The sequence below is a fragment of the Pseudomonas sp. C1C7 genome (assembly GCF_013359595.1).
GTDB lineage: Bacteria > Pseudomonadota > Gammaproteobacteria > Pseudomonadales > Pseudomonadaceae > Aquipseudomonas.
Genome location: NZ_JABFMP010000005.1, coordinates 47,984 through 74,480 on the forward strand (window position 1 = coordinate 47,984; position 26,497 = coordinate 74,480).

The following is a 26,497-nucleotide window of genomic DNA, read 5'->3' on the forward strand; positions in this document are numbered from 1 at the left end:
TCCTTAGTCAGAGTCATTGCGAGCCTTGCGGTGCGGTGGTTTCCGGCTCGGGAGCAGGCGCAGGTTCTTGTGGCGGAACCTGCGGCAGCGCTTCGGGCGCGGTATCGGGCGAGGCGGCGGGGATCGGTGCCTGCTCCTGCCCGGCACCGGATTCGGCCGGCGGAGATTCAGGCGCATGGGATTCCAAGGCCTGGGTCTGTCCGGCCGGAGCTGGCGCAGTCTCGGTGCCGTTGATCGGCGCGGGGCTTGAGCGATAGTCCGCGCGACGCTTGAGCTGGAACTCGCGCACGGCGTTGTTGTGGGCATCAAGATCGTCGGAGAACACATGACTGCCATCGCCGCGCGCCACGAAATACAGGCTGTTGCCCGCCACGGGATTGAGCGCCGCATGGATCGCTTCGCGGCCGACCATCGCAATCGGCGTCGGCGGCAGGCCGGCGATCACATAGGTGTTGTACGGCGTCGGCTCCTTGAGGTGCGCGCGAGTCAACTTGCCACTGTACCGGTCGCCCAGGCCATAGATCACCGTCGGATCGGTCTGCAGCAGCATGCCCATCGCCATGCGCCGCACGAAGACGCCGGCAATCTGCCCGCGCTCCTGTGGCACACCGGTTTCCTTCTCCACCAGCGAGGCCATGATCAGGGCTTGATAGGGTTCGGTGTAGGGCACGTCCGCAGAGCGCTGGTTCCACTCTTTGGCCAGCACTTCGTCGAGGCGGTCATAGGCGGTCTTCAGCAGCTCGACGTCGGTCATGCCGCGCACGAAGCGGTAGGTGTCCGGGAAGAAACGCCCTTCAGGGAAAATCCCGGCATGCCCGAGCTTGTCCATGACCTGAGTGTCGCTCAGAGAGTCGAGGGTGTGCTCCAGCTTCTCTTCCTTGGCCAGGGCTGCGCGGACCTGACGGAAGTTCCAGCCTTCGACCAGGGTCACGCTGTACTGAACCATCTCCCCGCGTTTCCACAGGTCGATCAACCCTTCCATCGTCATGCCCGGCACCATGCGGTATTCGCCGCTGTGCAGAGGTTGCTTGGGCAGATTGAAGCGCCAGTAAACGCGCAGCCAGAACGCGTCCTTGATCAGGCCGTCGGCTTCGAGTCGCAGGAGGGTGCGATTGGGGGTGGTGCCCTTGGGCACGTCCAGCAGTTCTTCCTGAGTGATATTCAGCGGCTGCACCAGCGCCGAATGAATTTTCCAGGCCGAAGCGCCCAACATCAGCCCCGCCAGAACCAGTCCGGTTTCCAGCAGAAGCAAGAATTTACGTCTCACGTATCAAACATCCAGTAGCGCGTGGGCAATGGTTTGGAGTTTACGGGTGAGCGGCCCAACCGGCCAGTGACAGTCGGCATAGGCATGCACCGGCCAAACGCCATACACGCTGTTGCAGACAAAGACTTCATCGGCGTCCTGCAGCTGCTCCAGCGTGATATCGGTGATTTGCGTGGCAATGCCCAAGGACTCGGCCTGGGACAACAGTTCGGCACGCATCACCCCTTCCACGCCGCAGCGACTCAGATCCGCGGTGATCAGCACACCGTCACGCACCAGGAACAGATTGCTGAACACGCCTTCGATCACGCGAGCGTCCTGATCGAGCATCAAGCCTTCGGCATGTTCGCTGTCCCGCCATTCGGCGCGAGCCATCACCTGCTCGAGACGGTTCAAGTGCTTGAGCCCGGCGAGCAGCGGCTGAAGGGAAAGTCGTGTGGTGCACGGGAACAGGCGAATGCCCTGTTCGGCATGGGAATCGGGGTAAGCCGCGGGAGGGTTGCCCGACAGAATACGGCGGGCCGGGGTCGACGGATCGAAAGCGTAACCGCGCAGGCTGTCGCCGCGGGTCACGATCAGCTTGAGCACACCTTCGTTGAGTTGTTCGGCATAGGTCACCAGTTCGGTGACCACGGCCTCATGATCCAGGTTGATCGCCAGGCGATGGCAACCCCTGGCCAGTCGCACCAGATGGCGATCCAGCATGACCGGAAAGCCATCGCGCACGGCGATGGTCTCGAACAGACCATCGCCATACGCCAGGCCGCGATCCTTCAGCGACAGTGCGTCAGCCGGCTGACCGTCGACCCAGGTTTCCATCAACCCGCGAACCGACGGAACACCAGCGAGCCGTTGGTGCCGCCAAAACCGAAGGAGTTGGACAGAACCACATCGATATCCATGTTGCGCGCGGTGTGCGGCACGAAATCGAGATCGCAGCCTTCGTCCGGCTCATCGAGGTTGATGGTCGGTGGCGCCACCTGGCTGTTGATCGCCAGCACGCTGAAGATCGCCTCGACCGCGCCCGCCGCACCCAGCAGGTGACCGGTCATGGACTTGGTGGAGCTGACCGCCAGCTTGTAGGCGTGATCGCCGAACACGGTCTTGATGGCCTGGGCTTCGGCGAGGTCGCCGGCCGGCGTCGAGGTGCCGTGGGCGTTGATGTAGTTCACCTGGTCGGCGTTGACCTTCGCGTCGCGCAGGGCGTTGGTGATGCAACGGGCAGCACCGGCGCCATCGGCTGGCGGCGAAGTCATGTGATAGGCGTCGCCACTGGTGCCGAAACCGATCAGCTCGGCATAGATGGTCGCGCCACGGGCCTTGGCGTGTTCCAGCTCTTCCAGAACCAGGGCACCGGCGCCATCGGACAGAACGAAGCCGTCACGGCCCTTGTCCCATGGACGGCTGGCACGGGTCGGCTCGTCGTTGCGGGTCGACAGTGCGCGGGAGGCACCAAAGCCGCCCATGCCCAGGCCACAGGCGGCCATTTCGGCGCCGCCGGCGATCATCACGTCGGCTTCGTCGTACATGATATTGCGAGCGGCCATGCCGATGCAGTGCGTACCGGTGGTACACGCAGTGGCGATGGCGTAGTTAGGCCCCTGTACACCCAGGTGGATCGACAGGAAGCCGGAAATCATATTGATGATCGAGCCTGGTACGAAGAACGGAGAAATCCGTCGCGGACCGGTCTCGTGCAGCGTGCGGCTGGTTTCTTCGATATTGGTCAGACCGCCAATACCCGAACCCATGGCCACGCCAATGCGCTCGCGGTTGGCGTCGGTGACTTCCAGACCGGCGTTGCGTACTGCCTGGAAGCCTGCGGCCAGACCGTACTGAATGAACAGGTCAAGTTTGCGAGCTTCCTTGACCGACAGGTATTCCTCGACATTGAAGCCCTTTACCGAACCGCCAAAGCGGGTGGAATAGGCAGAAAGGTCGGTGTGTTCGATCAGACCAATGCCACTGCGGCCAGCCAGAATGCCCTGCCAGCTGCTTGGCACATCCGTGCCCAGTGGCGACAACATACCCATACCGGTGACTACGACGCGTCTACGCGACACAGCACTCTCCTTTTTTCAAATGACGACTTTGGATCAGGCCTAAAGAAAAAACCGCACGCCGTGATAGCAGTGCGGTTTTTCCATGACAGCGAGCAACGATTACAAACTATTAACCCTGGTGGGAGTTAACGTAGTCGATTGCAGCTTGTACGGTAGTGATCTTCTCGGCTTCTTCGTCAGGGATTTCGGTCTCGAATTCCTCTTCCAGAGCCATCACCAGCTCAACGGTGTCAAGGGAGTCGGCACCCAGGTCTTCAACGAAGGAAGCGGTGTTGACCACTTCTTCTTCTTTAACGCCCAGTTGCTCGGCAACGATTTTCTTGACGCGCTCTTCGATGGTGCTCATACCTTGTTTTCACTCCTAATGGACAAATTCAGGCAGCTGGCCAGTGGGCAAGTGTATAGAAAGACTTTTCAGCTTTTCAACCGAAAGCTTTGCTCCGCAAACCCGGTGACCCTCTGCCTATAAATAGATTGCAGCTTTATAACGGATTTTAGACAGCTCGTATGACATTTTTTTGAAGCAATCCGTCACATTTAACCTACATGTACATCCCGCCGTTCACCGGGATTGTAGCCCCAGTCACGTAAGCCGCACCGTCGGATGCAAGAAAAGCGACCACAGACGCGATCTCTTGAGCTTGCCCCAGACGACCCAGCGGAATTTGCGTCTGCAAGGCTTCACGCTGTGCCTCGGGCAGTTCGCGGGTCATATCGGTGTCGATGAACCCTGGGGTCACCGAGTTTACCGTAATCGAACGCGAACCGACTTCACGCGCCATGGCGCGGCTGAAACCTTCCAGACCGGCCTTGGCGGCGGCATAGTTTACTTGGCCTGCGTTGCCCATGGCACCCACTACCGAGCCAATACTGATAATTCGGCCCCAGCGCGCCTTGGTCATGCCGCGCAGAACGCCCTTGGACAGGCGATATAGACTGTTCAGGTTGGTATCGATCACGTCGTACCACTCGTCGTCTTTCATGCGCATCATCAGGTTATCGCGGGTGATACCGGCGTTATTGACCAGAATCGCCGGCGCACCGAACTGCTCCTGGATGCTCGCCAGCACCGCGGCAACGGACTCGTCGCTGGTGACGTTGAGCTCAAGGCCGGTGCCCTGGATGCCGTTTTCCTTCAGGGTCGCAGCGATACGCTCGGCACCCGATGCGGAGGTCGCGGTGCCGACCACGATGGCACCCTGACGACCCAGTTCCAGGGCGATAGCCTGACCAATGCCGCGGCTCGCACCGGTAACCAGTGCAACTTTACCTTGCAGACTCATGCAAGCTTCTCCTGATTCAGGCCAACGCTGCACGGGCGGCAGCGAAAGCGTCTGGGGTATTGAGGTTGGAAGTCGATACGCCTTCGGCGCAGCGTTTGTTCAGACCGGCCAGCACTTTGCCAGGACCGCACTCGACCAGATTGGTCGCGCCTTTTGCTGCCAGGGTCTGGACCGATTCGACCCAGCGCACTGGCTTGTAGAGCTGCTCGAGCAGATCACGCTTGAGGGTTTCCAGATCGGCAGGCACGGCGGCGCTGACGTTCTGCACCACAGGAATCTGCGGCGCCTGCCAGTCGATCGCGGCAACCGACTCGGCGAAACGCTCGGCCGCAGGACGCATCAGCTCGCAATGGGATGGCACGCTGACCGGCAACGGCATGGCGCGCTTGGCACCACGGGCCTTGCAGCCTTCGATGGCGCGCTCGACCGCAGCCTTGGCACCGGCGATAACCACCTGGCCCGGGGAGTTGAAGTTGACGGCGCTGACCACTTCGCCTTGCGCCGCTTCGGCACAGGCAGCCAGCACATCGGCATCTTCCAGGCCGAGGATCGCGGCCATGGCGCCCTGCCCGGCCGGCACGGCCTCTTGCATCAGCTTGCCGCGGGTTTCGACCAGCTTCACCGCGTCGCCCAGGCTCAGACTGCCTGCCGCGACCAGCGCGCTGTATTCACCCAGGCTGTGACCGGCAACATAAGCCGGGCGCTCGCCGCCTTGCGCCAGCCACAGGCGCCACAGGGCGATCGAGGCGGTCAGGATGGCCGGCTGGGTTTTATCGGTTTGATTGAGTTGCTCTTCCGGCCCCTGCTGGGTCAGTGCCCACAGGTCATAACCCAGAGCATCGGAAGCTTCTTTGAATGTTTCGAGGACAACCGGATGTTCCGCGCCCAATTCGGCCAGCATGCCGAGGGACTGCGAACCCTGTCCTGGAAAGACGAATGCGAGAGAAGCAGACATGTAACAAGCCCCTAATGATCTTATCGTCGGAGAATTGGTGTCCCGCTATTTGGGGGACGCAAGAAACTGACAGTTGGATGGCCCGATGAACCGGCCGGTCACATTTAAGCATTGTCCGACGAAAACGCCTAAAGCAACAAATCCTCCAGACGGCCGTGTATACGCTCGGGCAGGTTTTCCTGGATCTCGATCAAGGCCCGGGAAATCGCACTCTGAAAACCCTGAACCCCGGCAGAACCGTGACTTTTCACGACAATCCCCTGCAAGCCGAGGAAGCTCGCGCCGTTGTGCCGCGCAGGCGCCAGATCCGCCTTCAGACGCTTCATCAACGGCAAGGCCAACGCGCCCACCAGGCGCGACGGCAGGCTCTGCTTGAACAACGCCTCGATGCGCCCGCCAATCATGGTGGCCAGGCCCTCGCTGGATTTGAGCAAAATGTTGCCGACAAAGCCGTCACAGACCACCACATCCGCCTCGCCACGGTACAAGCCGTCGCCTTCAACAAAACCGATGTAATTGATGCCACGGGCACTTTGCAACAATGTTGCAGCCAGCTTGACCTGCTGGTTTCCTTTTATGTCCTCGGTGCCGATGTTCAGCAGCGCGACACGGGGGCGCACGATACCCAGGGTTTCGGCGGCCACCGAACCCATGACCGCAAACTGCAGCAGGTGCTCGGCACTGCAATCGACGTTGGCGCCCAGATCGAGCAACTGGCAGTAACCGGTCTGCGTGGGAATCGCCGCGACCATGGCCGGCCGGTCGATGCCCGGTAGCGTCTTGAGCACGAACCGCGACAACGCCATCAACGCCCCGGTATTGCCGGCACTGACACAGGCCTGGACCTTGCCATCGCGCAACAGCTCCAGCGCCACGCGCATCGACGAATCAGGCTTGGCGCGCAGAGCCTGGGCAGGCTTTTCGCTCATGGTGATGACTTCGGACGCCGGCGTAATCGTCAGGCGCGCGCGATCCGCAGCCGATTGGCCAGCGATCAATTCTTCAAGGAGGGAGGGTTGACCGACGAGGGTCAGGTGCAGCGAGGGAGTAGCAGACAGGCTGGCAAGGCTGGCCTGGACAATGCTGCGGGGACCGAAGTCCCCGCCCATTGCGTCAATCGCGATGACTTGAGCGGACAAGTGATTACTCGTCAGCGCCCTTGTCGATCACTTTACGACCACGGTATACGCCTTCTGGCGATACGTGGTGACGCAGGTGAACTTCACCGGTGGTTTTTTCTACAGACAGGGTGCTAGCCTCGAGAGCGTCGTGCGAACGGCGCATGTCACGGGCAGAGCGGGATTTTTTGTTCTGCTGAACAGCCATAATTGATTAACTCCTAAACGTTTGGGTCACGCTTTAACTGCGCCAATACACTGAACGGGTTGGACCGCGTTACCTCGTCCTCGCTCGGTTCGGGTTCATCTGCTCCCGCCGGCTGCTGGCATTCTTCCGGATGATGAGCAGGCACAATGGGCAAGGCGAGCAGAAGCTCTTCCTCGATCAGTGACTGCAGATCCAAAGGATCTTCGCCCAGTTCCAGCACGTCATAACCTTTCGGTAACGACTGGGTATTCGCACCCTCCTTCACCACAGCGTAACTGCATTCGCTATGGATCGGCAGGGTGACCAGCTCAAGACAACGCTGGCAAACCATTTTGACTTCGGTGTCGATAAAGCTGTGGATCACCACAGATTTACGTTCATCTCGCTCAAAAACGAGTTTGGCCTGCACCGTACCGACATTGTCGGAAAGCGGGTCGCAGAGTCTCTCCAAATCGGCCAGCAGCAGTTCACCTTGAAGGGTGGTGCCACGATCAGCCAATTTGCGCGGGTCAACGTGAGGTGGAATCGGGTCATTCAACATAGGCGCAGCATTATAGGGATGCCCCCGCCCATGTCAAAGGAAATTCAGCCCTGTGCGCCACCTGCAACCCTCGCTAGAATCCACAACCTGCCTTCCGGAGATGCACATGCTGCCTTTATTACTCGCTTCCAGCTCGGTATATCGCCGGGAATTGCTGGCTCGCCTGCGCCTGCCGTTCACTTGCAGCTCGCCGGATATCGACGAAAGCCATCGTCCGGGCGAACGTGCCGTTGATCTGGTCATGCGCCTGGCCGAGGAAAAAGCCCGGGCGCTAGCCGGCAGCCATGGCGCTCATCTGGTCATCGGCTCCGACCAGGTCGCGGTGCTCGGCGAGCGGATCATCGGCAAGCCCCACACCTTCGAAAAGGCCCGGGAACAACTGCTGGCCGCCAGCGGCAAGAGCGTGACCTTCCTGACCGGCCTGGCCCTGCTCAACACGCAAACCGGTGCATGCCAGGTCGATTGCGTACCTTTCACCGTGCACATGCGCGAACTCGATGAGGCACGCATCGAACGTTACCTGCGTAGCGAGCAACCCTACGACTGCGCCGGCAGCTTCAAGGCTGAAGGCCTGGGGGTGAGCCTGTTTCAAAGCACCGAAGGCCCGGATGCCACCAGCCTGGTGGGACTGCCGTTGATTCGTCTGGTCGATATGCTGCTCAACGAAGGTGTGCAAATCCCGTAAAGCAAAAGATCGCAGCCTTCGGCAGCTCCTGCAAAAGGCATTGCCGATGATTGCGATCTTTTTGATGTCAAAGCCGGGTCAGCGAATAGAGGGACCGTTGAACCCCATCCACATCGCCAAATGCTCAGCCACGCTGGCGCCAAGCTTTTTCGAGAAGCGATCGAACGGAGATTCCTGAACGGTGAAATCCACCAGCTCCTTCTCGCCGATCACATCCCGGGCAACCGAGCTGGCATTGCCCAGACCATCGATCAACCCCAACGGCAGCGCCTGCTCGCCGGACCAGACCAGACCGGAGAACAGTTCCGGATGCTCCTTGTCCTTCAGGCGATCGCCACGCCCCTGCTTGACGCTGTTGATGAACTGCTTGTGCGTGGTGTCGAGCACACCCTGCCAGAACGCGGTCTCTTCAGGCTTCTGCGGCTGGAAGGGATCGAGAAAGGATTTGTGCTCGCCGGAGGTGTAGGTGCGGCGCTCGACACCCAGCTTCTCCATGGTGCCGACAAAACCGTAACCGGCAGCGGTGACACCGATGGAACCCACCAGGCTCGCCTTGTCGGCGTAAATCTGGTCGGCGGCACTGGCGATGTAGTAGGCGCCGGAAGCCCCCAGATCGGAAATCACCGCATACAGCTTGGTCTCAGGGTGCAGACCGCGCAGACGGCGAATCTCGTCATAGACGTAACCGGACTGCACCGGACTGCCGCCCGGGCTGTTGATACGCAGGATGACACCCTTGACCTTGTCGTCCTCGAAGGCGGCACGCAGGCTGCCGACGATGTTGTCAGCGCTGGCCGGCTCCTTGTCGGCGATCATGCCGGTCACGTCGATCAGGGCCGTGTAGTGGCCGCTGCGGGTAGCCGCTTTCTCCACATCCATCAGGGGCGTGAACAAGGCCAGCGCAACAAACAGGTACACAAAGGTCAACAGCTTGAAGAAAATCCCCCAACGACGGGACCGACGCTGTTCCTGCACACCCGCCAGCAGCGTCTTCTCCAACAGCTTCCAGCTTTTTTCGTCACCGCTCTCTGCGCTCGACTTCTCGGGCGCCTTCCATTCGTCGGCCATGCCATCTACCCCAGCAAAAACGTATTAAGCCTGCTGATTCAGCCAGGCATGCAATTGCGAAAAACGATCGATAGCCAATCGCGGCTCGAACACCTTCAGCGCCTCGATCGACTGAGCCCCGTAGCTGACAGCTACCGAATCCATGCCGGCATTGCGCGCCATCTGCAGGTCGAAGGACGAGTCACCAACCATCAGCGCCTCTTCCGGGCGGACTTCGCAGTGCGCCAGGATCTGCTCGAGCATCAGTGGATGGGGCTTGCTGGCGGTTTCGTCGGCGGCACGGGTGATGTCGAAGTAATCTTCCCAACCGTGAGACTTCAGCACCCGATCCAGCCCGCGACGGGCCTTGCCGGTCGCGACCGCCAGATGGTAACCCTCGGCCCGAAAGGCCTCCATCGACTCGACCACACCCTCGAACAACGGCGAAGGCACAGCTTCGGACGCGATGTAGTGATCCGCGTAATGCTGACGAAAAGCCACCAGCTCATCATCACCGATTTCGGGATACAGGGTGCGAATTGCCTCGGGCAACCCCAGACCGATGATGCCCTTGACCGCAAAGTCATCGCACAGCGCAAAACCCGAACGTTCGGAGGCAACGTGCATCGCCTCGACAATCCGACCAATGGAATCGGCCAACGTGCCGTCCCAATCGAATATCAACAGTTTGTAATCAGATTGGCGCACTCAGACGCTCCACGGTTTGGGCCCACATTTCATCCACCGGAGCCTGCAGCTTCAGTTCGCCGCCATCGGGCAGCGGCACGGTCAGCATGTAGGCGTGCAGGAACAGGCGCTTGCCGCCCAGATCGCGAATTTCCCTGGTAAAGTCATCATCGCCGTACTTGCTGTCGCCGGCGATGCAGTGCCCGGCGTGCAGGGTGTGCACGCGAATCTGGTGAGTCCGGCCAGTGACAGGCTTGGCCTCGACCATGGTGGCGAACTCACCGAAGCGGCGCAGCACCTTGAATACGGTCAGCGCTTCCTTGCCCTCGTCGTTGACTTCGACCATGCGCTCGCCCGAACGCAGGTTGCTCTTGAGCAAAGGCGCGCGAACCTGCTTGATCGAGCTTGCCCAGTTGCCGCGAACCAGCGCCATGTAGCGCTTGTCTACGCCGTCACCGCGCAGTTGTTCGTGCAGGTGGCGCAACATGCTGCGCTTCTTGGCGATCATCAGCAGGCCGGAAGTGTCCCGGTCCAGACGGTGGACCAGCTCCAGCTCCTTGGCCTCGGGACGCAACTGACGAAAGGCTTCGATCACGCCGAAGTTCAGGCCGCTGCCGCCGTGGACCGCGATCCCGGCAGGCTTGTTGATCACGATGAGAGCCTTGTCTTCGTAGACAATCGAGGCTTCCAGGCGCTGCAGCAGCCCCTGGGCCACCGGCACCGGCTCGTCACGTTCAGGCACGCGAACCGGCGGCACGCGCACGATGTCGCCGGCCTGCAGCTTGTATTCGGGCTTGATCCGGCCCTTGTTCACCCGCACTTCGCCTTTGCGCAAAATGCGATAGATCAAGGTCTTGGGCACGCCTTTGAGCCGGGCAAGAAGGAAGTTATCGATACGCTGGCCGGCATATTCCGGCGAGACCTCAAGCATTTGCACGCCTGGAGTCGGAGGGGTAGTAGTCGTCATGGCGCGGATGATATCAATTTTTTATGGAATTGAAGCACTTAATCATTGCTGCTATAGTCGCGAACGCCGCCAAAAGCGGCCTGGACAGCGGACCTACGGTCAAAAACCGGCCCTGACCAACGCAATTCACCAGGACGCGAGGCCGTCCTACGGGGCTTTCGCTACGTAACGGTGGAGTTTGCAGGTGTAACGAGCGCAGGTGACATGAGGCCTGAATCACGCCGCGAAGCAGAGTTCCCACTCGCCACGCGAGCCATATTCACGGCCAGTTCACAAAGTGCAGTCAGCTGCAGATGACCCCGAGCGACCGCCTCGGAAACTACGCCTAATTAGCCATGATGCGTGACCTCCCCTTTCGGAGCTCACGGTAAATGCCAACCCGCTGCGGATTCTGCGCGCGGCAGCACCCGAATTATCAGGGATACGTGTAGGGTGGAGATGCACAACCGCTGGACTGTGTAGCAGTAGGCTTTATCAAGACGCTTCATCTCGTCCACAGCCGCCGGTTGATTCCTCCTCCTGACTGAGTGCTTAAGTAGCCACAGCAAGCAGGACGCGTACGTCGCGACAAAGGCCCACATTGGCCGGACATCGCTGGACACGGGAATGGCCAACCACTCCCGACGCACCTGACACCGACCGTGAGAAGTCGTGTGTGCCGAACGCCGTTTCCGGCAGCCCGGAAACCGACGGTACTACATGAAAAGAATGCTGATTAACGCAACTCAACCCGAAGAGTTGCGTGTTGCACTGGTAGACGGCCAGCGCCTCTACGACCTGGACATCGAGTCCGGTGCACGCGAGCAGAAGAAAGCCAACATCTATAAAGGCCGGATCACTCGCATCGAGCCAAGCCTTGAAGCCGCCTTTGTCGATTTCGGCTCCGAGCGTCACGGCTTCCTGCCTCTCAAGGAAATCTCCCGCGAATACTTCAAGAAAGCCCCCGAAGGCCGCGTCAACATCAAGGACGTCCTGAGCGAAGGCCAGGAAGTCATCGTTCAGGTGGAAAAAGAAGAACGTGGCAACAAGGGTGCCGCCCTGACCACCTTCATCAGCCTGGCCGGTCGTTATCTGGTCCTGATGCCGAACAACCCGCGTGCCGGCGGCATCTCCCGTCGCATCGAAGGCGAAGAGCGCAACGAACTGCGTGAAGCCCTGAACGGCCTGGTTGCCCCGGCCGACATGGGTCTGATCGTGCGCACTGCAGGCCTGGGCCGCAGCAGCGAAGAAATGCAGTGGGACCTCGACTACCTGCTGCAACTCTGGACCGCCATCAAGGAAGCGTCCCTGGATCGCGCCGCGCCATTCCTGATCTACCAGGAAAGCAACGTGATCATCCGCGCCATCCGCGATTACCTGCGCCAGGACATCGGCGAAGTGCTGATCGACAGCGTTGAAGCCCAGGACGAAGCCCTGACCTTCATCCGCCAGGTGATGCCACAGTACGCCAGCAAGATCAAGCTGTACGAAGACAGCGTTCCGCTGTTCAACCGTTTCCAGATCGAAAGCCAGATCGAAACCGCCTTCCAGCGCGTCGTCGAACTGCCTTCCGGCGGCTCCATCGTCATCGACCCGACCGAAGCCCTGGTGTCCATCGACATCAACTCGGCGCGCGCCACCAAAGGCAGCGATATCGAAGAGACCGCACTGCAGACCAACCTTGAAGCCGCCGAAGAAATCGCCCGTCAGTTGCGCCTGCGCGACATCGGCGGCCTGATCGTCATCGACTTCATCGACATGACCCCTGCCAAGAACCAGCGCGCCGTGGAAGAAAAAGTCCGCGAATGCCTGGAAGCCGACCGCGCTCGCGTGCAAGTCGGTCGCATCTCGCGCTTCGGCCTGCTGGAAATGTCCCGTCAGCGCCTGCGCCCATCCCTGGGTGAAAGCAGCGGCATCGTCTGCCCACGCTGCAGCGGCACCGGCATCATCCGTGACGTCGAATCGCTGTCGCTGGCCATCCTGCGTCTGATCGAAGAAGAAGCCCTGAAAGATCGCACCGCCGAAGTGCGTGCCCAGGTGCCGATCCCGGTCGCCGCGTTCCTGCTCAACGAAAAACGCAACTCGATCACCAAGATCGAACTGCGCACCCGCGCCCGCATCGTCATCCTGCCGAACGATCACCTCGAAACCCCGCATTTCGAAGTTCAGCGCTTGCGCGATGACAACCCGGAAGCCGCCACCAACCAGTCCAGCTACGAAATCGCCGCTGCCGCTGCCGAAGTGGAAGAAGTCCAGGCATCCGCCGCGACCCGCACCCTGGTTCGCCAGGAAGCCGCGGTCAAGACCGCTCCAGCCCGCGCCAACGCTCCGGTTCCGACCGAAGTCGCCGCTCCGGTTGCAGCTCCAGTGGTCGCCGCGCCTGAGCCAAGCCTGTTCAAAGGCCTGGTGAAGTCGCTGGTCAGCCTGTTCGCCACCAAGGAAGAGCCCGCCGCGCCGGTCGTGGTTGAAAAGCCGGTTGTCGAGCGCCCTGCCCGTAACGAAGAGCGTCGCAACGGTCGCCAGCAGAGCCGCAACCGTAACGGTCGCCGCGATGAAGAGCGCAAGCCTCGCGAAGAACGTGCACCGCGTGAAGAGCGCGCACCACGTGAACCACGCGAAGAGCGTCAAGCGCGCGAAGCCCGTGAGGAAAGTCCAGCGGTAGCTCGCGAAGAGCGCGCGCCACGCGCACCGCGTGAAGAACGTGCACCGCGCGCTCCACGTGAAGATCGCAAGCCACGTGGCGAGCGTGAAGAACGTGTACGCGAACTGCGTGAGCCCCTGGATGCCGCTCCGGCAGCCGCTGCTACCGCAGAAGAGCGTCCAGCCCGTCCACCACGCGAAGAGCGCGCTCCACGCCCACCGCGTGAAGAGCGTCAACCGCGTGCCGAGCAAGCCGCTGCCGCCGCTGCCGAAGAAGAGCTGCCAACCAACGAAGAGCAACTGCAGGAAGAAGGTCAGGAAGGCGCCGAAGGCGATCGTCCACGCCGTCGCTCCCGTGGCCAGCGTCGTCGCAGCAACCGTCGTGAGCGTCAGCGCGATGCCAACGGCAACGTGATCGAAGGTTCGGAAGAATCCGAATCCGGCGAAGCCACCGCGACCAGCGAAGCGCCAAGCACCGCCGATCTGGCTGCCGGCCTGGCTGTAACCGCCGCAGTTGCCAGCTCGGTGATCAGCGCTCCGGCCGAAGCACAAGCCAACCAGCAAGCCGAACGCGCCACTGCCGCCACCCTGGAAACTGCTCCAGTCGAAGCGCCAGTCGTTGAGGCTCCAGCTGTTGAAGCCCCCGTTGTCGAAGCGACCACCCCGGTGGAAGTGACAGCATCGCCGGAAGTCGAGCTGGCACCAGCGCCAGAGGCTCAGCCAGTGGTTGAAGCCGCTGCCGAGCCGACCGTCGTTGCCGAAGCGCCAGTCGTGGCCGCAGAGCCTGTGGTCGAAACCGTGACTGAAACCGTCCGTGAAGTTCGCGAAGAGCAAACCGCGTTCAACTGGGTCGCCGAGCCAGCCGTTGTCGAAGCTCCTGCTCCGGCCGTCGAGGCCGAAGTGGCTGAAGCGATGGTCTCTGAGCCAGTGGTTGCTGCCGCAGAGCCAGCTCCGGTAGTTGAAGCACCGGTGGTTGTTGAAGCACCTGCCCCAATGGTCGAAGCGGCTCCTGTCAGCGCCCTGACCCCAAGCGGCCGCGCACCGAACGACCCGCGCGAAGTGCGTCGTCGCAAGCGTGAAGAAGAGCGTCTGCAGAAGGAAGCCGAACTGGCTGCCGCTGCTGCTCAGGCTGAACCGGTTGTCGCAGAACCCGTTGCCGAAGTCGTCGAGGCAGCCCCTGCCCCGGCTGCGGAAGTGGCTGCCGAGCCAGCTGAGTCGGTGATCCACGAAGCACCACGCTCCGTTCAGGAAGCCGTAGAGCAACACGAACAGGCCCAGGAAAAAGAACACGAGACCAAACCTCTCGTCTGATTCCTGAAGCCGTAAAAAAGCCCCGCCTGGTGATGCCAGGCGGGGCTTTTTCATGCCTGCGATAAACTTTGGACCGCGTTATCGTTCTTCGCGGGCAAGCCTTGCTCCTACGGGTTTTGTGTCGTCCACAGGAATGGATCCTGTAGAGAGCGAGGCTTGCCCGCGAGTGCAATCTATCGGTTAAACGTTAAAGCCTCAGGCACATCCACATCCCACAACACCCCGGGATCGTCCACCGCCACCTCGACCACCTTGGCCGACGCAAACAACGGCTTGGCCCCACGATCTCCCGACAACCCCATCAATCCCGGCCCGAACGTACGCCCGAACCCCACGGGATGCCCATATTCGCCATCGATCACCGGAACACTGATCCCGTCATTGGCAATCCCCGACAACACCTGCTGTACCGTCGACGGCAGGATGAACGGCATATCTCCCAACACGATCAACCAGCCGTCCAGCTGCGAACAGGCCGCAACTCCGGCCGAGATGCTGTCGCCCATACCGGTCGATTCGATCAATACGATCTCGAAACCATAGGCCTGGGCCATGCGGATCACCTGCGGGCGATCTTCGGTGGTTACCAGCACGCGCCTGCTCAGTTCAGCCGGCAAACTCACCAGCACCTGCTCGATCACCGAACGAACCGCGCCGTCACGTCCTGTGCAGTCCGCCAGCAACTTGTCCTTGTCTGCACCCGCCACTTGCCTGAACCGACTGCCCTGCCCCGCCGCCAACACGATGACGCCGACCGACTCACTCATACACTCTCCCGCAAAGGCTTTTTCTGTTTCAGCTCGACGCCGTTCTTGATGGCCACGATTTCGGCCATCAGCGACAAGGCGATCTCCGCCGGGTTATGGCTACCGATGTGCAGGCCGATCGGGCCGTGCAGCCGCGCGATAGCCTGCGGCGACAACCCCAGCTTCAGCAGATTATCCCGGCGCTTCTGGCTGTTGACCCGCGAACCCAGCGCACCGACATAGAACGCCCTGGAGTCGAGCGCCGTCAGCAGGGCCATGTCATCCAGGCGCGGATCATGGGTCAGAGCGACGATGGCTGTGCGTTCGTCGGTCTGGATGTTCAGCACCGCCTCGTCCGGCATGCCCGAGACAAACCGGCCGTGCTGCTCTTCCCAGCCATAGACGAACTCGGTGCGTGGATCGCAGATCAGCACTTCGAAATCCAGCAATCGGGCCATTTCGGCGACGTAGCGGGACAATTGCCCCGCGCCGATCAGCAACAATCGCCAGCGCGGGCCGTAAATGGCCCGCAGTGTCCTTTCATCGAATGTCAGCACGTCCGACTTGCTGGCTGGCTGCAAAACCACCTCACCGGTCGCGATATCCAGCGAACGCGCGACGATCTGGTGGTCTTCACAACGCGCCAGCAATTCGGCGACCCAGGCCGGCTCGCCGACGCGTTCTTCGGTCAGGCGCAAGGTGCCGCCACAAGGCAATCCGAAACGGGCCGCCTCCTCGCGGGTCACGCCGTAGGTAATCAGCTGCACCGGCGGCCCGTCTGCCGGGATACGACCGTCATGCAACCGCGCAATCAGGTCATCCTCGACACAACCGCCGGACACCGAGCCGATCACCACACCATCTTCGCGCAACGCCAGCATGGCGCCAGGCGCCCGGGGCGCGGTGCCCCAGGTCTGGACCACGCTGTACAACACCACCCGCTGTCCGGCGCGGCGCCACTCCAGCACGCTGCGCAGGACATTCAGATCGGCACTGTCCATCAGGCGCTGGCCTTGTTCCAGCCGGAAAGCTGGTAACGAACCGGCAGATCGCGAATGCGCTTGCCGGTGGCGGCGAAGATCGCGTTGCACAGCGCTGGCGCGATCGGCGGCACGCCCGGTTCGCCGACACCGCCCAGCGGCACCTCACCCGGTGGCGTGACCAGATGCACGGCCACTTCCTTCGGCGCCAGGTTCATGCGCGCCACTTCGTACATATGGAAGTTGTCCTGCTGGACCTTGCCGTCCTTGAAGCTGATCTCGCCCAGCACCGCGTTGCCCAGGCCCATGACGCAGGCACCCTCGAACTGCGCGCGAATCCGCTCGGGATTGATCTGCGGGCCGCAATCGACGGCGATATCGGCCTTGTGCACGATCAGGGTGCCGTCGTCCTTGACCTCGACCTCGATCACCGCCGCCACATAGGTGACGAAGCTGTAATGCACCGCCAGGCCCAACCCGCGCCCCTTCGGCAGTTCACGCCCCCAGCCGGCAGCCTTGGCCGCGGTTTCCAGCACCGTGCGCAAACGTCCGGTATCGATCGGATAGCGCTCGGGAGACTCGCCGTAGTTCCACTCATCGCTCAAGGTGGTCGGATCGATCTTGCGGTCCGGGCCGAGCAGCTTGATCTGATACTTGAGCGGGTCTTCCTTGGCCTTGTGGGCCAACTCGTCGATGAAGCTCTGGACCGCAAAACCGTGGGGGATGTTCGACACAGAGCGATACCAGCCCACGCGGGTATGGACCGTTGCCTCAGGGTTTTCCAGGCGAATATTGGGGATTGCATAGGCCATGTTGGTGAAGCCCATGCCCAACTCGAACGCCGCCTCGTGATTCATGTTCGGCGCAAACAAGGCGGTGATGCTCGGCGCCACGGTGCGGTGCAACCAGCCGGAGGGCAGGCCGTCCTTGTTCAGGCTGGCTTCGAGACGCTCCACCGAGACGGTGTGGAAATACGAGCAGTGGATGTCGTCCTCACGACTCCATTGCACCCGCACCGCCTTGCCGGGGAATTCCTTGGCGAGGATTGCCGCTTCGATGATGAAGTCCGGCTTGGACTTGCGACCGAAACCACCGCCGAGCAAGGTGACGTTGAAGGTCACGTTGTCGAATGGCAGGCCAAGGCGTTCGCCTATCCGCTCGCGAGTGACCTGCGGCGCCTGGCTCGGCCCCCAGGCTTCGCAGACACCGTCCTTGTAACGGGCGATGCCGACCATCGGCTCCATCGGCGACTGCGACAGGTGCGGCAGGTAATAGGACGCTTCCAGCTTGCTGTCGGCGCTTTTCATGGCTTCTTCGATGTTGCCGGTATTGCGCACCACCTTGCCGGGTTTCTGCGAAGACGCTTCCAGTTCCTTGCGATAGGCAATCGAGTCGTAACTGGCGTTGGCACCGTCATCCCACTCGATTTTCAGCGCCTCGCGGCCCTTGAGCGCAGCCCAGGTGTTGTTCGCCACCACGGCAATGCCGCCCAGGGGTTGAAACTCCGAAGGCAGCGGTTTGCTCTCGATCTGAATCACCTTGACCACGCCCGGGACCTTCATCGCCGCCGAGCCGTCGAAGCTTTTCACCTTACCGCCATACACGGCTGGCCGGGCAATGACGGCGAACAGCATGCCGTCGAAATGCACATCGGCGCCGTAGACCGCGCGGCCGTTGACGATGTCTTCACCGTCAATGGCCTTGCTGCCTTCCTTGCCGATGTAGCGGAATTCCGAAGGCTGCTTGAGTTTCAGGCTGTCCCGCGCCGGAACCGCCAGGGCGCTGGCGGCGGTGGCCAGGGCGCCGTACTCCAGCTCGCGGCCGGAGGGTTTGTGGATCACCTTGTGCAGTTGCGCGTGGCATTCGCCTACCGGCACTTTCCACTGATCGGCAGCGGCCTGCTCCAGCATGGTCCGCGCGGCGGCACCGCAGCGGCGCATCGGTTCGAACCAGTGGCGCATGCTGCGCGAACCGTCGGTGTCCTGGTTGCCGTAGCGGGCTTCGTCGCCCGGCGCCTGGCGCACCTTGACCCGCGCCCAGTCGGCTTCCAGTTCATCGGCCACGACCATGGTCAGGCTGGTGCGCACGCCCTGGCCCATTTCCGAACGGTTGCAAACCACGGTCACCGTGCCATCAGTGGCGATGCTGACGTACACCTTCGGATCATCCACCCAGCCGTTGGGCATGCCGTCGGCGCCGAACTTCTTCTCTTTATCCTCGGCAAACACGTCCTGCCAGCCCCAACTCGCGGCGACCACCAGGGCACCCGTCGCTCCCACGCCCTTGAGGAAGCCGCGCCGGCTGAGGTTGCTCAGGGCGAAATCATTCGGTAACCGGCTCATGCCTTGGCCTCCTTCAGGTGAGTGGATGCCTGGCGGATGGCGGTCTTGATGCGGTTGTAGGTACCGCAACGGCAGATGTTGCCGACCATCGCCTCTTCGATCTGTTCGTCGCTGGGGTTCGGATTGGTCTTGAGCAATGCGGTGGCGGACATGATTTGCCCGCCCTGGCAGTAACCGCACTGGGCCACGGCCGTATCGAGCCAGGCTTGCTGCACGACTTTGCCTACCGGGTCTGCATGGAGGTTATCGATGGTGCTGACATTCTGGCCAACCACCGAGCCGATTGGCGTGATGCAGCTGCGCGCCGGAGCGCCTTCGATGTGGATGGTGCAGGCACCGCACAGGCCCATGCCGCAGCCGAATTTGGTGCCGTTGTAACCGGCCACGTCGCGGATCGCCCACAACAGGGGCATGTCCTCGGTGACATCGAGTTGATGGTCTTGACCATTGAGTTTCAGGGTAATCATGGGCACGCCCGCATAGGTTTGGTTTATGGGGTCGAGCAATCTGCCGCCGGCGTCCGGCGGTTGGCATAACTCAGATCGACTCAGGCTAATGAGGCTCTCTTATGCCGACGCAAGCGTCTGCACCGGGCCTTTGATGGAGTAAAGCATTGCATCGTTAGCTCGCTAAGTTAACCCAGCATTAACAAAAAAGCCCTGCTTAGGCAGGGCTTTTGGGTTGCAAGCTTCAAGCTACAAGCTTCAAGTAGAAGCAAAGCTGTAAAACTCGACATATCCAGATTGTAGCTCGCAGCTCGCAGCTTGAAGCTTGAAGCTTGCAGCTGCTTCTCTAATAACGATTCGGCTCCATTTCCAGATCGACTTGGAAACGTTCTGAAATGTCTTTCTGGATGCGCTGCGCCAGGTCGAGCAATTGCAGCCCGGTCGCGCTGCCGTAATTGACCAGCACCAGCGCCTGCAACTTGTGCACACCGGCATCCGCTTCGCGAAACCCTTTCCAGCCTGCCCGCTCGATCAACCAACCGGCGGCCAGTTTCACCTGCCCGTCAGGTTGCGCGTAGGCCACCAGATCCGGGTATTGGCCCTTGAGCGTTGCCGCCAGCTGCGCTGAAACCAAAGGGTTCTTGAAGAAGCTGCCGGCATTACCGAGTACCGCAGGGTCAGGGAGCTTTTCGTTGCGAATGCTGCAAATGGCCTGGCTGACATCGCTGGCGGTCGGATGCTCGATTCCCTGCTCGGTCAGGCGCTGGCGCACCGGACCGTACTCCAGGTGCAAGTGCGCCTTGCGATCGAGGATGAAACGTACCCGCAGAATCAACCAGCGGCCCGGCTCCTGCTTGAACAGGCTGTCACGGTAGGCGAAGTTGCACTCATCGAGGTTGAACTCGCGCAGTTCGCCGCTCTGTCGATCGAGAGCGGTGAGGCCGGCGAACACATCCTTGATCTCGACCCCATAAGCGCCGATGTTCTGCATCGGTGCCGCGCCGACAGTGCCTGGGATCAGGCTGAGGTTTTCAAGGCCCGACAAGCCTTGCAGCAGAGTGTGTTGCACGAACGGATGCCACGGCTCGCCCGCCTCGGCCTCGATCAGCACTTTGCTGCCATCGTCGCTCAGCACACGAATCCCGCGGCTGGCCATGCGCAGCACCAGCGCCTGGATATCGGCGGTCAGCAGCAAATTGCTGCCACCGCCAATCACCAGCAACGGCACGTCGTGGGACTGTGCGTAAGCCAGGGCTTCGCGCACATCGGCATCGCTGTGGGCTTCGGCGAACAGGCGGGCCTGAACGTCCACGCCGAAGCTGTTGTACGGCTTTAGCGAAACCTGTGAACGCACCTGCAAACTCATAACCGTCCCTTCAGTTCAATCACCAGCAAATCGGTGGCGCGTTCGATCAGGTCCAGCACCTGCTCGAAACCCTGCTCGCCGTCGTAATACGGGTCCGGCACTTCATCGAGCCCGGACTGATAACGACGCAGGAACAGGTCCAGCTCGGCCTTGCCCTTGGCCGGTTGCAGGGCCTTGAGGCTGCGCAGGTTGCTGTTGTCCATCGCCAGGATCAGGTCATACGTTGCGAAATCGGCGCGGGTGACCTGCTGGGCGCGCTGCGCCGACAGGTCGTAGCCGCGAAGCCTGGCCGCGGCCTGACTGCGCTTGTCCGGCGCCTTGCCGACGTGCCAGTCACCGGTACCGGCGGAAGCGACTTCGACCTGATCGGCCAGTCCCGCCTCGCGCAGTTTTTGGCGCAGCACGCCTTCGGCGGTGGGAGAACGGCAGATGTTGCCCAGGCAGACAAACAGAACCCGCATCAGGCCTCCAGCAGGCGACGAACGCGCTCGAGGTCATCGAAGGTATCGACACCGGCCGGTGGCGCGATCAGCGCATCGGCGACGTGAATCCGTACGCCGTGCCACAGGGCCCGCAATTGCTCCAGGCATTCGGTGTTTTCCAGCCAGCACGGGCCCCAGCTGACGAAGTCATGCAGGAAACCGGCGCGGTAGGCGTAGATTCCAATGTGGCGACGATACGGCACGCCTTCGGGCAAGTGCTCGCGGCTCTGCACAAAGGCATCCCGCGCCCAGGGCAGCGTGGCGCGGCTGAAGGTCAGGGCCAGGCCGTTGAGGTCACTGACGACCTTGACCACATTGGGATTGAACAGGCTTTCAACGTCTTCGATCGGTTCACCCAGGGTGGCCATGCGCGCTTCGGTATGGGCGGCCAGGTTGGCGGCGACCTGATCGATCACGCTCGGCGGGATCATCGGTTCGTCACCCTGGACATTGACCACGATGGCGTCCGGGGCCAGGCCCAGTTTTGTCGCGACTTCGGCCAGGCGATCGGTACCGGAGTTGTGATCTTCGCGGGTCAGTACCACTTCGGCGCCAAACCCCTGGCAGGCTTCGACGATGCGCGCATCGTCGGTGGCAACCACCACGCGCTGGGCGCTGCTTTTTTTCGCCTGCTCCCAGACGTGCTGGATCATCGGCTTGCCGGCGATCGGCAGCAGCGGTTTACCGGGCAGACGGGTGGAAGCGAAACGCGATGGAATGACGACGGTAAAGGCTGTGGTCATTTATCCAGGCGCTCGTCGGTGGTCAGGGTGCGGGCTTCGGTTTCGAGCATGACCGGGATGCCGTCGCGAATCGGGTAGGCAAGACCTGCGCCCTTGCTGATCAACTCGGTCTTGTCGGCGCTGAGCTTGAGCGGGCCTTTGCAGACCGGGCAAGCGAGGATATCGAGCAGTTTGGTGTCCATGAGCATTCCCTGGATAAAAACGGATTAAGGCAACAGACGAGCCGGCAACAGGCGCATCAGCTGAGTATCGAACCAAGCCACGAAAGCCGGCGACGGCACAGCATCGACCGCCAGGTACCACCAATCGGCGGCGGCGAAGGCACGGCACTTCACCGCGTCCTTTTCGGTCATCACCAACGGCAATGACGGGGTGAAATTCAAGGCCTGCACGCTGTATTCGGCGTGGTCGGCAAAGGCATGTGGAACAGGCTGCCAGTGTAGCGTTTCAAGGGTATTGAAGAAACGCTGCGGATTGCCGATGCCGGCCACCGCGTGCAACGCCTGGCCCGGGGCAAAGTGGTCGAGAGGATGGCGCTCGCCGCTGCGCAGATTGATCAATGCGCTGGGTTGCAAATGGAAGGCAAAACCACCGTCGCGATCGGCCGTGGCGCCGTTGTAGAGCACCGCATCGACGCTTTGCAAACGCTCGACCGGTTCGCGCAGAGGGCCGGCCGGCAGGCAACGCTTGTTGCCCAGGCCGCGGGCGGCGTCGATCAGCACCAGTTCCAGGTCGCGAGCCAGGCGGTAGTGCTGCATGCCGTCATCGGAGAGGATCAGGTCCAGCGGCTCGCTCGCCAGCAAGGCCTTGACCGCGCTGCTGCGGTCCGGATCGATCATCAGCGGCACGCCGGTGCGCTGGACGATCAACAGCGGCTCATCGCCCGCAACATCTGCGGTCTGATCAGCCTCGACCCGCCACGGCAATTGCGGCGGTTTGGCGCCATAGCCGCGACTGACTACGCCGACCCGCAGGCCGCTGCGCTGACAGTGCTCGATCATCCACAGAATCAGCGGCGTCTTGCCGGTGCCGCCGACCGTGATGTTGCCGACCACGATCAACGGCACGGGCGGCTGATAGATATCACCCTCGCCCGCCAGGAAGCGTTTGCGCTTGTTGTTGACCACGCACCGGTATAGCCATTCCAGCGGCTGCAACAGTTTGAGGGCCGGATGCCCCTGGTACCACGCGGCGAGTAGGCGATCGGACATGGCCATCATGGCGCGGTTGGCGCCGCCTCGACTGTGGTCATGCGCAAGTGGCTGAAGCCCAGCTTGCCGGCAGCGTCCATGGCAGTGATCACCGACTGGTGCTGGGATTTGCCGTCGGCGCTGATGGACAGCGGCCGACTGGTGTCGCCATTGGATTCTTTCTGCAACGCTTCCATCAGACTGGCCAGGTCGCTTTTCGGCAGGATCTGGTTGTTCACCGAGAACACGCCATCGGCGCTGATGGCGATATCCAGCTGTTTGGACTGATCATCCGCTGGCGAACCGCTGACGGCTTCGGGCAAGTCCACGCGCAGCTGGGTCTCGCGGGTAAAGGTCGTGGTCACCACGAAGAACAGCAGCAGGATAAACACCACGTCGATCAGCGACGCGAGGTTGATGTCCACGTTCTCCCGCTGCTTGCGACGGAATTTCACGCTTTGACTCCCGCCAGGTCCACATCACGGTCGCCCTGGACGACTTCGACCAGCTTGATCGCTTCCTGCTCCATGCCCACCACCAGCTCGTCGATGCGGCGTTGCAGGAAACGGTGGAAGAACACCGACGGAATACCGACCATCAGGCCCGCGGCCGTGGTGATCAGCGCCTTGGAGATACCGCCGGCCAGCACCGCGGCATTGGTGGTCATGCCGGTGCCCATGAACGCACTGAAAATGTCGATCATGCCCAGTACCGTACCCAGCAGGCCCAGCAGTGGAGCCATGGCGGCGATGGTGCCGAGGGCGTTGATGTAGCGCTCCAGTTCGTGAATGACCCGGGCGGCAGCCTCTTCGATGCACTCTTTCATGATCTCGCGACCGTGCTTGGAGTTGGCCAGGCCCGCGGCGAGAATTTCGCCCAGCGGCGAGTTGGCGCGCAGTTCCTTGAGTTTTTCCTTATTGAGCTGTTTGTCCTTGATCCATACCCAGACCTGCCCGAGCAGATGCTCCGGGGTTACACGGCTGGATCGCAGAGTCCAGAGGCGCTCGGCGACAATAGCCATGGCCGCGATGGAACTCAGGATGATCGGCAGCATCATCCAGCCGCCGGATTTGACCAATTCCCACACAGTGACAGTCCCCTCGAAAAAGTGCGCCACTCTAACATAGGGGGTGGTCGCACCGAAGACCGTGATGTCGCATCCGGTCGGTCTTTAATAGCTGACGGTTATCAATGCGCGGGCGCTGGATCGCGCCAGAAACGCCGTTCCAGACGCATCGTCCCCGGTGGCTCGAAGCGTCCCAGTTGCAGATGAATGGCGCCCTGTTCCGCGCTGTCGTAGATGGCCATGCCGCGTTGTCGATAACGCGCCAGCACCGTTGGATGAGGATGGCCGAACGAATTGCCCCGGCTACGGGAGATCAGCACAGCCCTGGGCTGCAGGGTGTTGAGCAAGGCCGTGGTGGAAGAACTGCGACTGCCATGGTGTGGCGACTGCAGCCAGTCGGTCTTCACCGCCAGGGGACCTTCGAGCAACGCACGCTCGGCGCTGGCGTCGATATCGCCGGTCAGCAGCAAGCGCTCACCACTGGCATTGATTTGCAGAACACAGGATCTTGGGTTGCTTTCCCGGGCGTCGGCCCAGCGCCAGAGTTCGAAGTTCACGCCATCCCAGGTCCACTGTCGGCCGCTTTCGCATTCCGTGGCTTGCAACTCGGCCGGCAGCTCTTCGGGTTCACCGCCGATAACCTGTTGAACCGGGATTGTTCTGGCGACCGCTTGAGCCCCACCGGAATGATCGACATGGGCGTGGCTGATCAACATCAGGTCGAGGGCCTCCACCCCCAGTTTGCGCAAGGCCGGCACCACGACACGCTCGCCTAGATCGCTGTCACCGAAGCGCGGTCCCGCGTCGTACAGCAACGCGTGATTTCGGGTCCGAACCAGAATGGCCAGCCCCTGGCCGACATCCAGTTGCCAGATCTGCGCCACGCCTTCCGGCAGCGTGGGTCGAGGCGCAAAAACCAGCAACAGCAGCAACGGCCAACCCAGCGGCCGCATCGGCACGCCGCGCGGTAATAGAAGCAGCAGCGCACCGAACGCCCCCATGGCCCATGACCACCAGGGCATCGCCACCGGTATCCAGGCGGGGATCTGCCCGGCCATCATCCCCAGCCCCAGGAATAACCAGTCGATCAACCCGCCGGCCAGCCACAGCAAGCCCTCCCCCAGATAGGGAATGGGCAGCAACAGGGTTCCAAGCAAGGCCGGTGGCAGCACCAGCATGCTGATCCAGGGCACCGCCAGCAGATTGACCAACGGCCCACTGAGGCTGATCGGCAAGCCGAGTATCAGCAATAACGGACCGAGGCCGATTGCGATCAGCCATTGGGCGCGGGTCCAGGTTTGCCACCAGCGCCACGGCCCCAGACGACCGCTGAAGGTGAAGATCAGTACCGCCACTGCGCCGAAGGACAACCAGAACCCCGGTTGCAGGCTGGCCAGCGGGTCCATCAGCAACACGCCATTGAGCGCCAGCAACAGCGGCCACCAGGCGCCAAGGTGGCGAAAGCGCAGGCGCCACAACAGAACAAGGCCGAGCATCAGGCAGGCGCGGCGCACCGGGACCTCGAAACCTGCCAGCAGCCCGTAGCCGAGCCCCGCCGCAAAGGCCAGGCCGCAGGCCCAGGGCAGCCACGGCAATCGGGTCGGCCACAGACCGTAACGGGCAAGCCCGGCGACCAGCAGGTATACCAGCCCCGCCAGCAGCCCGATGTGCTGTCCGGAAATCACCAACAGGTGCACGGTGCCGGTGTCCTGCAACACCTGCCAGTCCTCGCGACTGAGCCCCGCGCCATCCCCGAGCACCAGCGCCACCAGCACGCCGGTTCGCCCTTGCGCGTCCACTTGCAACAACTTCTGGCGAATACCGTCTCGCCAGGCCCATCGCGCCTCGCTCAGGCGCTCGCCGTCCTTGACCGTTCCGGTCGCGCCGATGCGTTGCGCCAGCAACCAGGCGTCGTAATCGAAGGCATGAGGATTGAGCAACCCGCCGGGCCGTTTCAACTTGACCGCCAGTCGCCAGCGTTCGCCGCTGTTGACCGTCGGTCCGCCGTACCAGGCCAGGCGCATGAGCTTCGGCACGCTGCCGTGTCGCGACCTGGCGTCGGCCAATTCGAAACGCACTGCGGCCTCGCCATGCTGAGGCAAGCCCACGACCCGCCCTTCGACCCAGCGCGTCTCGCCATCCAGGTTCGCTGGCAAGCGGTCATCCAGCGCCCATTGCGCCTGGACGCCGGCCCAGCTCAAGCCGAAGAGGAAAAGTGCCACGGGGTACGTCCGGAACGGCAGCACCATCAAACCCAAGACCGGCAACAACAACCACAACCCGACCGACGGCAATGCCGGTAAAAAACGCAGGGCCAGAAGACCCAGCGCCAACGCGACCATCCCTGTGCGCATACGCCTGTCCTAGAGAGTCCCGACCCTAGGC

General features: G+C 61.8%; 26 protein-coding genes. 2 read left to right on the top strand and 24 right to left on the bottom strand.

Annotated elements, in window-relative coordinates; genetic code table 11:
- Nucleotides 1-13: 13 nt before the first annotated feature.
- From mltG to HNO86_RS06000, 9 genes are all read right to left on the bottom strand, one after another.
- Entirely contained in the window at nt 14-1,267 is a 1,254-nt protein-coding gene (mltG, locus tag HNO86_RS05960; protein WP_175376094.1) for an endolytic transglycosylase MltG, read from the bottom strand.
- A 3-nt stretch (nt 1,268-1,270) separates the two neighbouring features.
- Nucleotides 1,271-2,086: an aminodeoxychorismate lyase gene (gene pabC, locus HNO86_RS05965; protein WP_175376095.1), complete on the bottom strand. Its 816-nt coding sequence runs from the start codon at nt 2,084-2,086 to the stop codon at nt 1,271-1,273.
- Nucleotides 2,086-3,330 (bottom strand): beta-ketoacyl-ACP synthase II, encoded by a 1,245-nt coding sequence (gene fabF / locus HNO86_RS05970; RefSeq protein WP_175376096.1) that lies wholly within the window; start codon nt 3,328-3,330, stop codon nt 2,086-2,088. Before fabF ends, pabC begins: the two co-directional genes overlap by 1 nt.
- A 109-nt stretch (nt 3,331-3,439) precedes the next feature.
- Nucleotides 3,440-3,676, bottom strand: coding sequence for an acyl carrier protein (gene acpP / locus HNO86_RS05975; RefSeq protein WP_025261008.1), 237 nt, complete (start codon nt 3,674-3,676; stop codon nt 3,440-3,442).
- A gap of 196 nt (nt 3,677-3,872) precedes the next feature.
- Nucleotides 3,873-4,613, bottom strand: coding sequence for a 3-oxoacyl-ACP reductase FabG (gene fabG / locus HNO86_RS05980; RefSeq protein WP_175376097.1), 741 nt, complete (start codon nt 4,611-4,613; stop codon nt 3,873-3,875).
- Between the two features lie 16 nt (nt 4,614-4,629).
- Nucleotides 4,630-5,568: an ACP S-malonyltransferase gene (fabD, locus tag HNO86_RS05985; protein WP_175376098.1), complete on the bottom strand. Its 939-nt coding sequence runs from the start codon at nt 5,566-5,568 to the stop codon at nt 4,630-4,632.
- A 128-nt stretch (nt 5,569-5,696) separates the two neighbouring features.
- Nucleotides 5,697-6,707, bottom strand: a complete 1,011-nt coding sequence (gene plsX / locus HNO86_RS05990) for a phosphate acyltransferase PlsX (protein ID WP_175376099.1) — start codon at nt 6,705-6,707, stop codon at nt 5,697-5,699.
- 4 nt (nt 6,708-6,711) lie between these two features.
- A complete protein-coding gene (gene rpmF, locus HNO86_RS05995) occupies nt 6,712-6,894 on the bottom strand; it encodes a 50S ribosomal protein L32 (RefSeq protein ID WP_003179396.1) in 183 nt (60 codons plus the stop codon).
- A gap of 13 nt (nt 6,895-6,907) precedes the next feature.
- The gene (locus HNO86_RS06000) at nt 6,908-7,435 is read right to left on the bottom strand and encodes a YceD family protein (RefSeq protein ID WP_175376100.1); all 528 of its coding nucleotides are present in this window, start codon (nt 7,433-7,435) and stop codon (nt 6,908-6,910) included.
- 106 nt (nt 7,436-7,541) lie between these two features.
- Here HNO86_RS06000 and HNO86_RS06005 point away from each other — a divergent pair, with 106 nt between their 5' ends.
- Nucleotides 7,542-8,120, top strand: a complete 579-nt coding sequence (locus tag HNO86_RS06005; protein ID WP_175376101.1) for a nucleoside triphosphate pyrophosphatase — start codon at nt 7,542-7,544, stop codon at nt 8,118-8,120.
- Nucleotides 8,121-8,198: 78 nt separating this feature from the next.
- Here HNO86_RS06005 and HNO86_RS06010 read toward each other — a convergent pair whose 3' ends face one another.
- From HNO86_RS06010 to rluC, 3 genes are read right to left on the bottom strand one after another with little or no spacing between them, the layout of a single operon-like run.
- Nucleotides 8,199-9,188: a S49 family peptidase gene (locus HNO86_RS06010; protein WP_175376102.1), complete on the bottom strand. Its 990-nt coding sequence runs from the start codon at nt 9,186-9,188 to the stop codon at nt 8,199-8,201.
- 24 nt (nt 9,189-9,212) lie between these two features.
- Nucleotides 9,213-9,875, bottom strand: coding sequence for an HAD-IA family hydrolase (locus HNO86_RS06015; protein ID WP_175376103.1), 663 nt, complete (start codon nt 9,873-9,875; stop codon nt 9,213-9,215).
- Nucleotides 9,862-10,821 carry a 23S rRNA pseudouridine(955/2504/2580) synthase RluC gene (rluC, locus tag HNO86_RS06020; RefSeq protein ID WP_175376104.1) on the bottom strand — a complete coding sequence of 320 codons (960 nt, stop codon included), beginning with the start codon at nt 10,819-10,821 and terminating at the stop codon, nt 9,862-9,864. The genes HNO86_RS06015 and rluC overlap by 14 nt, the downstream gene beginning before the upstream one ends.
- Nucleotides 10,822-11,520: 699 nt before the next feature.
- On the opposite strand from rluC, the gene rne reads away from it, so the two are divergent.
- Nucleotides 11,521-14,751 carry a ribonuclease E gene (gene rne, locus HNO86_RS06025; protein WP_175376105.1) on the top strand — a complete coding sequence of 1,077 codons (3,231 nt, stop codon included), beginning with the start codon at nt 11,521-11,523 and terminating at the stop codon, nt 14,749-14,751.
- 173 nt (nt 14,752-14,924) lie between these two features.
- On the opposite strand, the gene HNO86_RS06030 is transcribed toward rne, so the two are convergent.
- The 12 genes from HNO86_RS06030 to HNO86_RS06085 form a co-directional block, all read right to left on the bottom strand.
- On the bottom strand, nt 14,925-15,518 hold the full coding sequence (locus HNO86_RS06030; RefSeq protein WP_175376106.1) for an NTP transferase domain-containing protein: 594 nt from the start codon (nt 15,516-15,518) through the stop codon (nt 14,925-14,927).
- Nucleotides 15,515-16,498 carry an XdhC family protein gene (locus tag HNO86_RS06035; protein WP_175376107.1) on the bottom strand — a complete coding sequence of 328 codons (984 nt, stop codon included), beginning with the start codon at nt 16,496-16,498 and terminating at the stop codon, nt 15,515-15,517. Before HNO86_RS06035 ends, HNO86_RS06030 begins: the two co-directional genes overlap by 4 nt.
- Nucleotides 16,498-18,819 (bottom strand): xanthine dehydrogenase family protein molybdopterin-binding subunit, encoded by a 2,322-nt coding sequence (locus HNO86_RS06040; protein ID WP_175376108.1) that lies wholly within the window; start codon nt 18,817-18,819, stop codon nt 16,498-16,500. Before HNO86_RS06040 ends, HNO86_RS06035 begins: the two co-directional genes overlap by 1 nt.
- Nucleotides 18,816-19,286 carry a (2Fe-2S)-binding protein gene (locus HNO86_RS06045; protein ID WP_175376109.1) on the bottom strand — a complete coding sequence of 157 codons (471 nt, stop codon included), beginning with the start codon at nt 19,284-19,286 and terminating at the stop codon, nt 18,816-18,818. Before HNO86_RS06045 ends, HNO86_RS06040 begins: the two co-directional genes overlap by 4 nt.
- A 325-nt stretch (nt 19,287-19,611) precedes the next feature.
- A complete protein-coding gene (gene murB, locus HNO86_RS06050; protein ID WP_175376110.1) occupies nt 19,612-20,631 on the bottom strand; it encodes a UDP-N-acetylmuramate dehydrogenase in 1,020 nt (339 codons plus the stop codon).
- A complete protein-coding gene (locus HNO86_RS06055) occupies nt 20,628-21,092 on the bottom strand; it encodes a low molecular weight protein-tyrosine-phosphatase (protein WP_175376111.1) in 465 nt (154 codons plus the stop codon). The genes murB and HNO86_RS06055 overlap by 4 nt, the downstream gene beginning before the upstream one ends.
- On the bottom strand, nt 21,092-21,856 hold the full coding sequence (gene kdsB / locus HNO86_RS06060) for a 3-deoxy-manno-octulosonate cytidylyltransferase (protein ID WP_175376112.1): 765 nt from the start codon (nt 21,854-21,856) through the stop codon (nt 21,092-21,094). The genes HNO86_RS06055 and kdsB overlap by 1 nt, the downstream gene beginning before the upstream one ends.
- Nucleotides 21,853-22,038, bottom strand: a complete 186-nt coding sequence (locus HNO86_RS06065) for a Trm112 family protein (RefSeq protein ID WP_007945752.1) — start codon at nt 22,036-22,038, stop codon at nt 21,853-21,855. Before HNO86_RS06065 ends, kdsB begins: the two co-directional genes overlap by 4 nt.
- A gap of 24 nt (nt 22,039-22,062) precedes the next feature.
- Nucleotides 22,063-23,073, bottom strand: a complete 1,011-nt coding sequence (gene lpxK / locus HNO86_RS06070; RefSeq protein WP_175376268.1) for a tetraacyldisaccharide 4'-kinase — start codon at nt 23,071-23,073, stop codon at nt 22,063-22,065.
- Nucleotides 23,073-23,501 carry a biopolymer transporter ExbD gene (locus HNO86_RS06075; RefSeq protein WP_175376113.1) on the bottom strand — a complete coding sequence of 143 codons (429 nt, stop codon included), beginning with the start codon at nt 23,499-23,501 and terminating at the stop codon, nt 23,073-23,075. Before HNO86_RS06075 ends, lpxK begins: the two co-directional genes overlap by 1 nt.
- Complete coding sequence (locus HNO86_RS06080) at nt 23,498-24,133, bottom strand: MotA/TolQ/ExbB proton channel family protein (protein WP_175376114.1); 636 nt, start codon at nt 24,131-24,133, stop codon at nt 23,498-23,500. Before HNO86_RS06080 ends, HNO86_RS06075 begins: the two co-directional genes overlap by 4 nt.
- Nucleotides 24,134-24,234: 101 nt before the next feature.
- Nucleotides 24,235-26,466, bottom strand: a complete 2,232-nt coding sequence (locus HNO86_RS06085; RefSeq protein WP_175376115.1) for a DNA internalization-related competence protein ComEC/Rec2 — start codon at nt 26,464-26,466, stop codon at nt 24,235-24,237.
- Between the last annotated feature and the right edge of the window lie 31 nt (nt 26,467-26,497).

Coding starts and splice junctions, on each gene's coding strand:
- pabC (WP_175376095.1), bottom strand. CDS start 2,086: ATGGAAACCTGGGTCGACGGTCAGCCGGCTGACGCACTGTCGCTGAAG.
- acpP (WP_025261008.1), bottom strand. CDS start 3,676: ATGAGCACCATCGAAGAGCGCGTCAAGAAAATCGTTGCCGAGCAACTG.
- fabG (WP_175376097.1), bottom strand. CDS start 4,613: ATGAGTCTGCAAGGTAAAGTTGCACTGGTTACCGGTGCGAGCCGCGGC.
- fabD (WP_175376098.1), bottom strand. CDS start 5,568: ATGTCTGCTTCTCTCGCATTCGTCTTTCCAGGACAGGGTTCGCAGTCC.
- rpmF (WP_003179396.1), bottom strand. CDS start 6,894: ATGGCTGTTCAGCAGAACAAAAAATCCCGCTCTGCCCGTGACATGCGC.
- HNO86_RS06000 (WP_175376100.1), bottom strand. CDS start 7,435: ATGTTGAATGACCCGATTCCACCTCACGTTGACCCGCGCAAATTGGCT.
- HNO86_RS06005 (WP_175376101.1), top strand. CDS start 7,542: ATGCTGCCTTTATTACTCGCTTCCAGCTCGGTATATCGCCGGGAATTG.
- HNO86_RS06010 (WP_175376102.1), bottom strand. CDS start 9,188: ATGGCCGACGAATGGAAGGCGCCCGAGAAGTCGAGCGCAGAGAGCGGT.
- rluC (WP_175376104.1), bottom strand. CDS start 10,821: ATGACGACTACTACCCCTCCGACTCCAGGCGTGCAAATGCTTGAGGTC.
- rne (WP_175376105.1), top strand. CDS start 11,521: ATGAAAAGAATGCTGATTAACGCAACTCAACCCGAAGAGTTGCGTGTT.
- HNO86_RS06030 (WP_175376106.1), bottom strand. CDS start 15,518: ATGAGTGAGTCGGTCGGCGTCATCGTGTTGGCGGCGGGGCAGGGCAGT.
- HNO86_RS06035 (WP_175376107.1), bottom strand. CDS start 16,498: ATGGACAGTGCCGATCTGAATGTCCTGCGCAGCGTGCTGGAGTGGCGC.
- HNO86_RS06040 (WP_175376108.1), bottom strand. CDS start 18,819: ATGAGCCGGTTACCGAATGATTTCGCCCTGAGCAACCTCAGCCGGCGC.
- HNO86_RS06045 (WP_175376109.1), bottom strand. CDS start 19,286: ATGATTACCCTGAAACTCAATGGTCAAGACCATCAACTCGATGTCACC.
- murB (WP_175376110.1), bottom strand. CDS start 20,631: ATGAGTTTGCAGGTGCGTTCACAGGTTTCGCTAAAGCCGTACAACAGC.
- HNO86_RS06055 (WP_175376111.1), bottom strand. CDS start 21,092: ATGCGGGTTCTGTTTGTCTGCCTGGGCAACATCTGCCGTTCTCCCACC.
- kdsB (WP_175376112.1), bottom strand. CDS start 21,856: ATGACCACAGCCTTTACCGTCGTCATTCCATCGCGTTTCGCTTCCACC.
- HNO86_RS06065 (WP_007945752.1), bottom strand. CDS start 22,038: ATGGACACCAAACTGCTCGATATCCTCGCTTGCCCGGTCTGCAAAGGC.
- lpxK (WP_175376268.1), bottom strand. CDS start 23,073: ATGGCCATGTCCGATCGCCTACTCGCCGCGTGGTACCAGGGGCATCCG.
- HNO86_RS06085 (WP_175376115.1), bottom strand. CDS start 26,466: ATGCGCACAGGGATGGTCGCGTTGGCGCTGGGTCTTCTGGCCCTGCGT.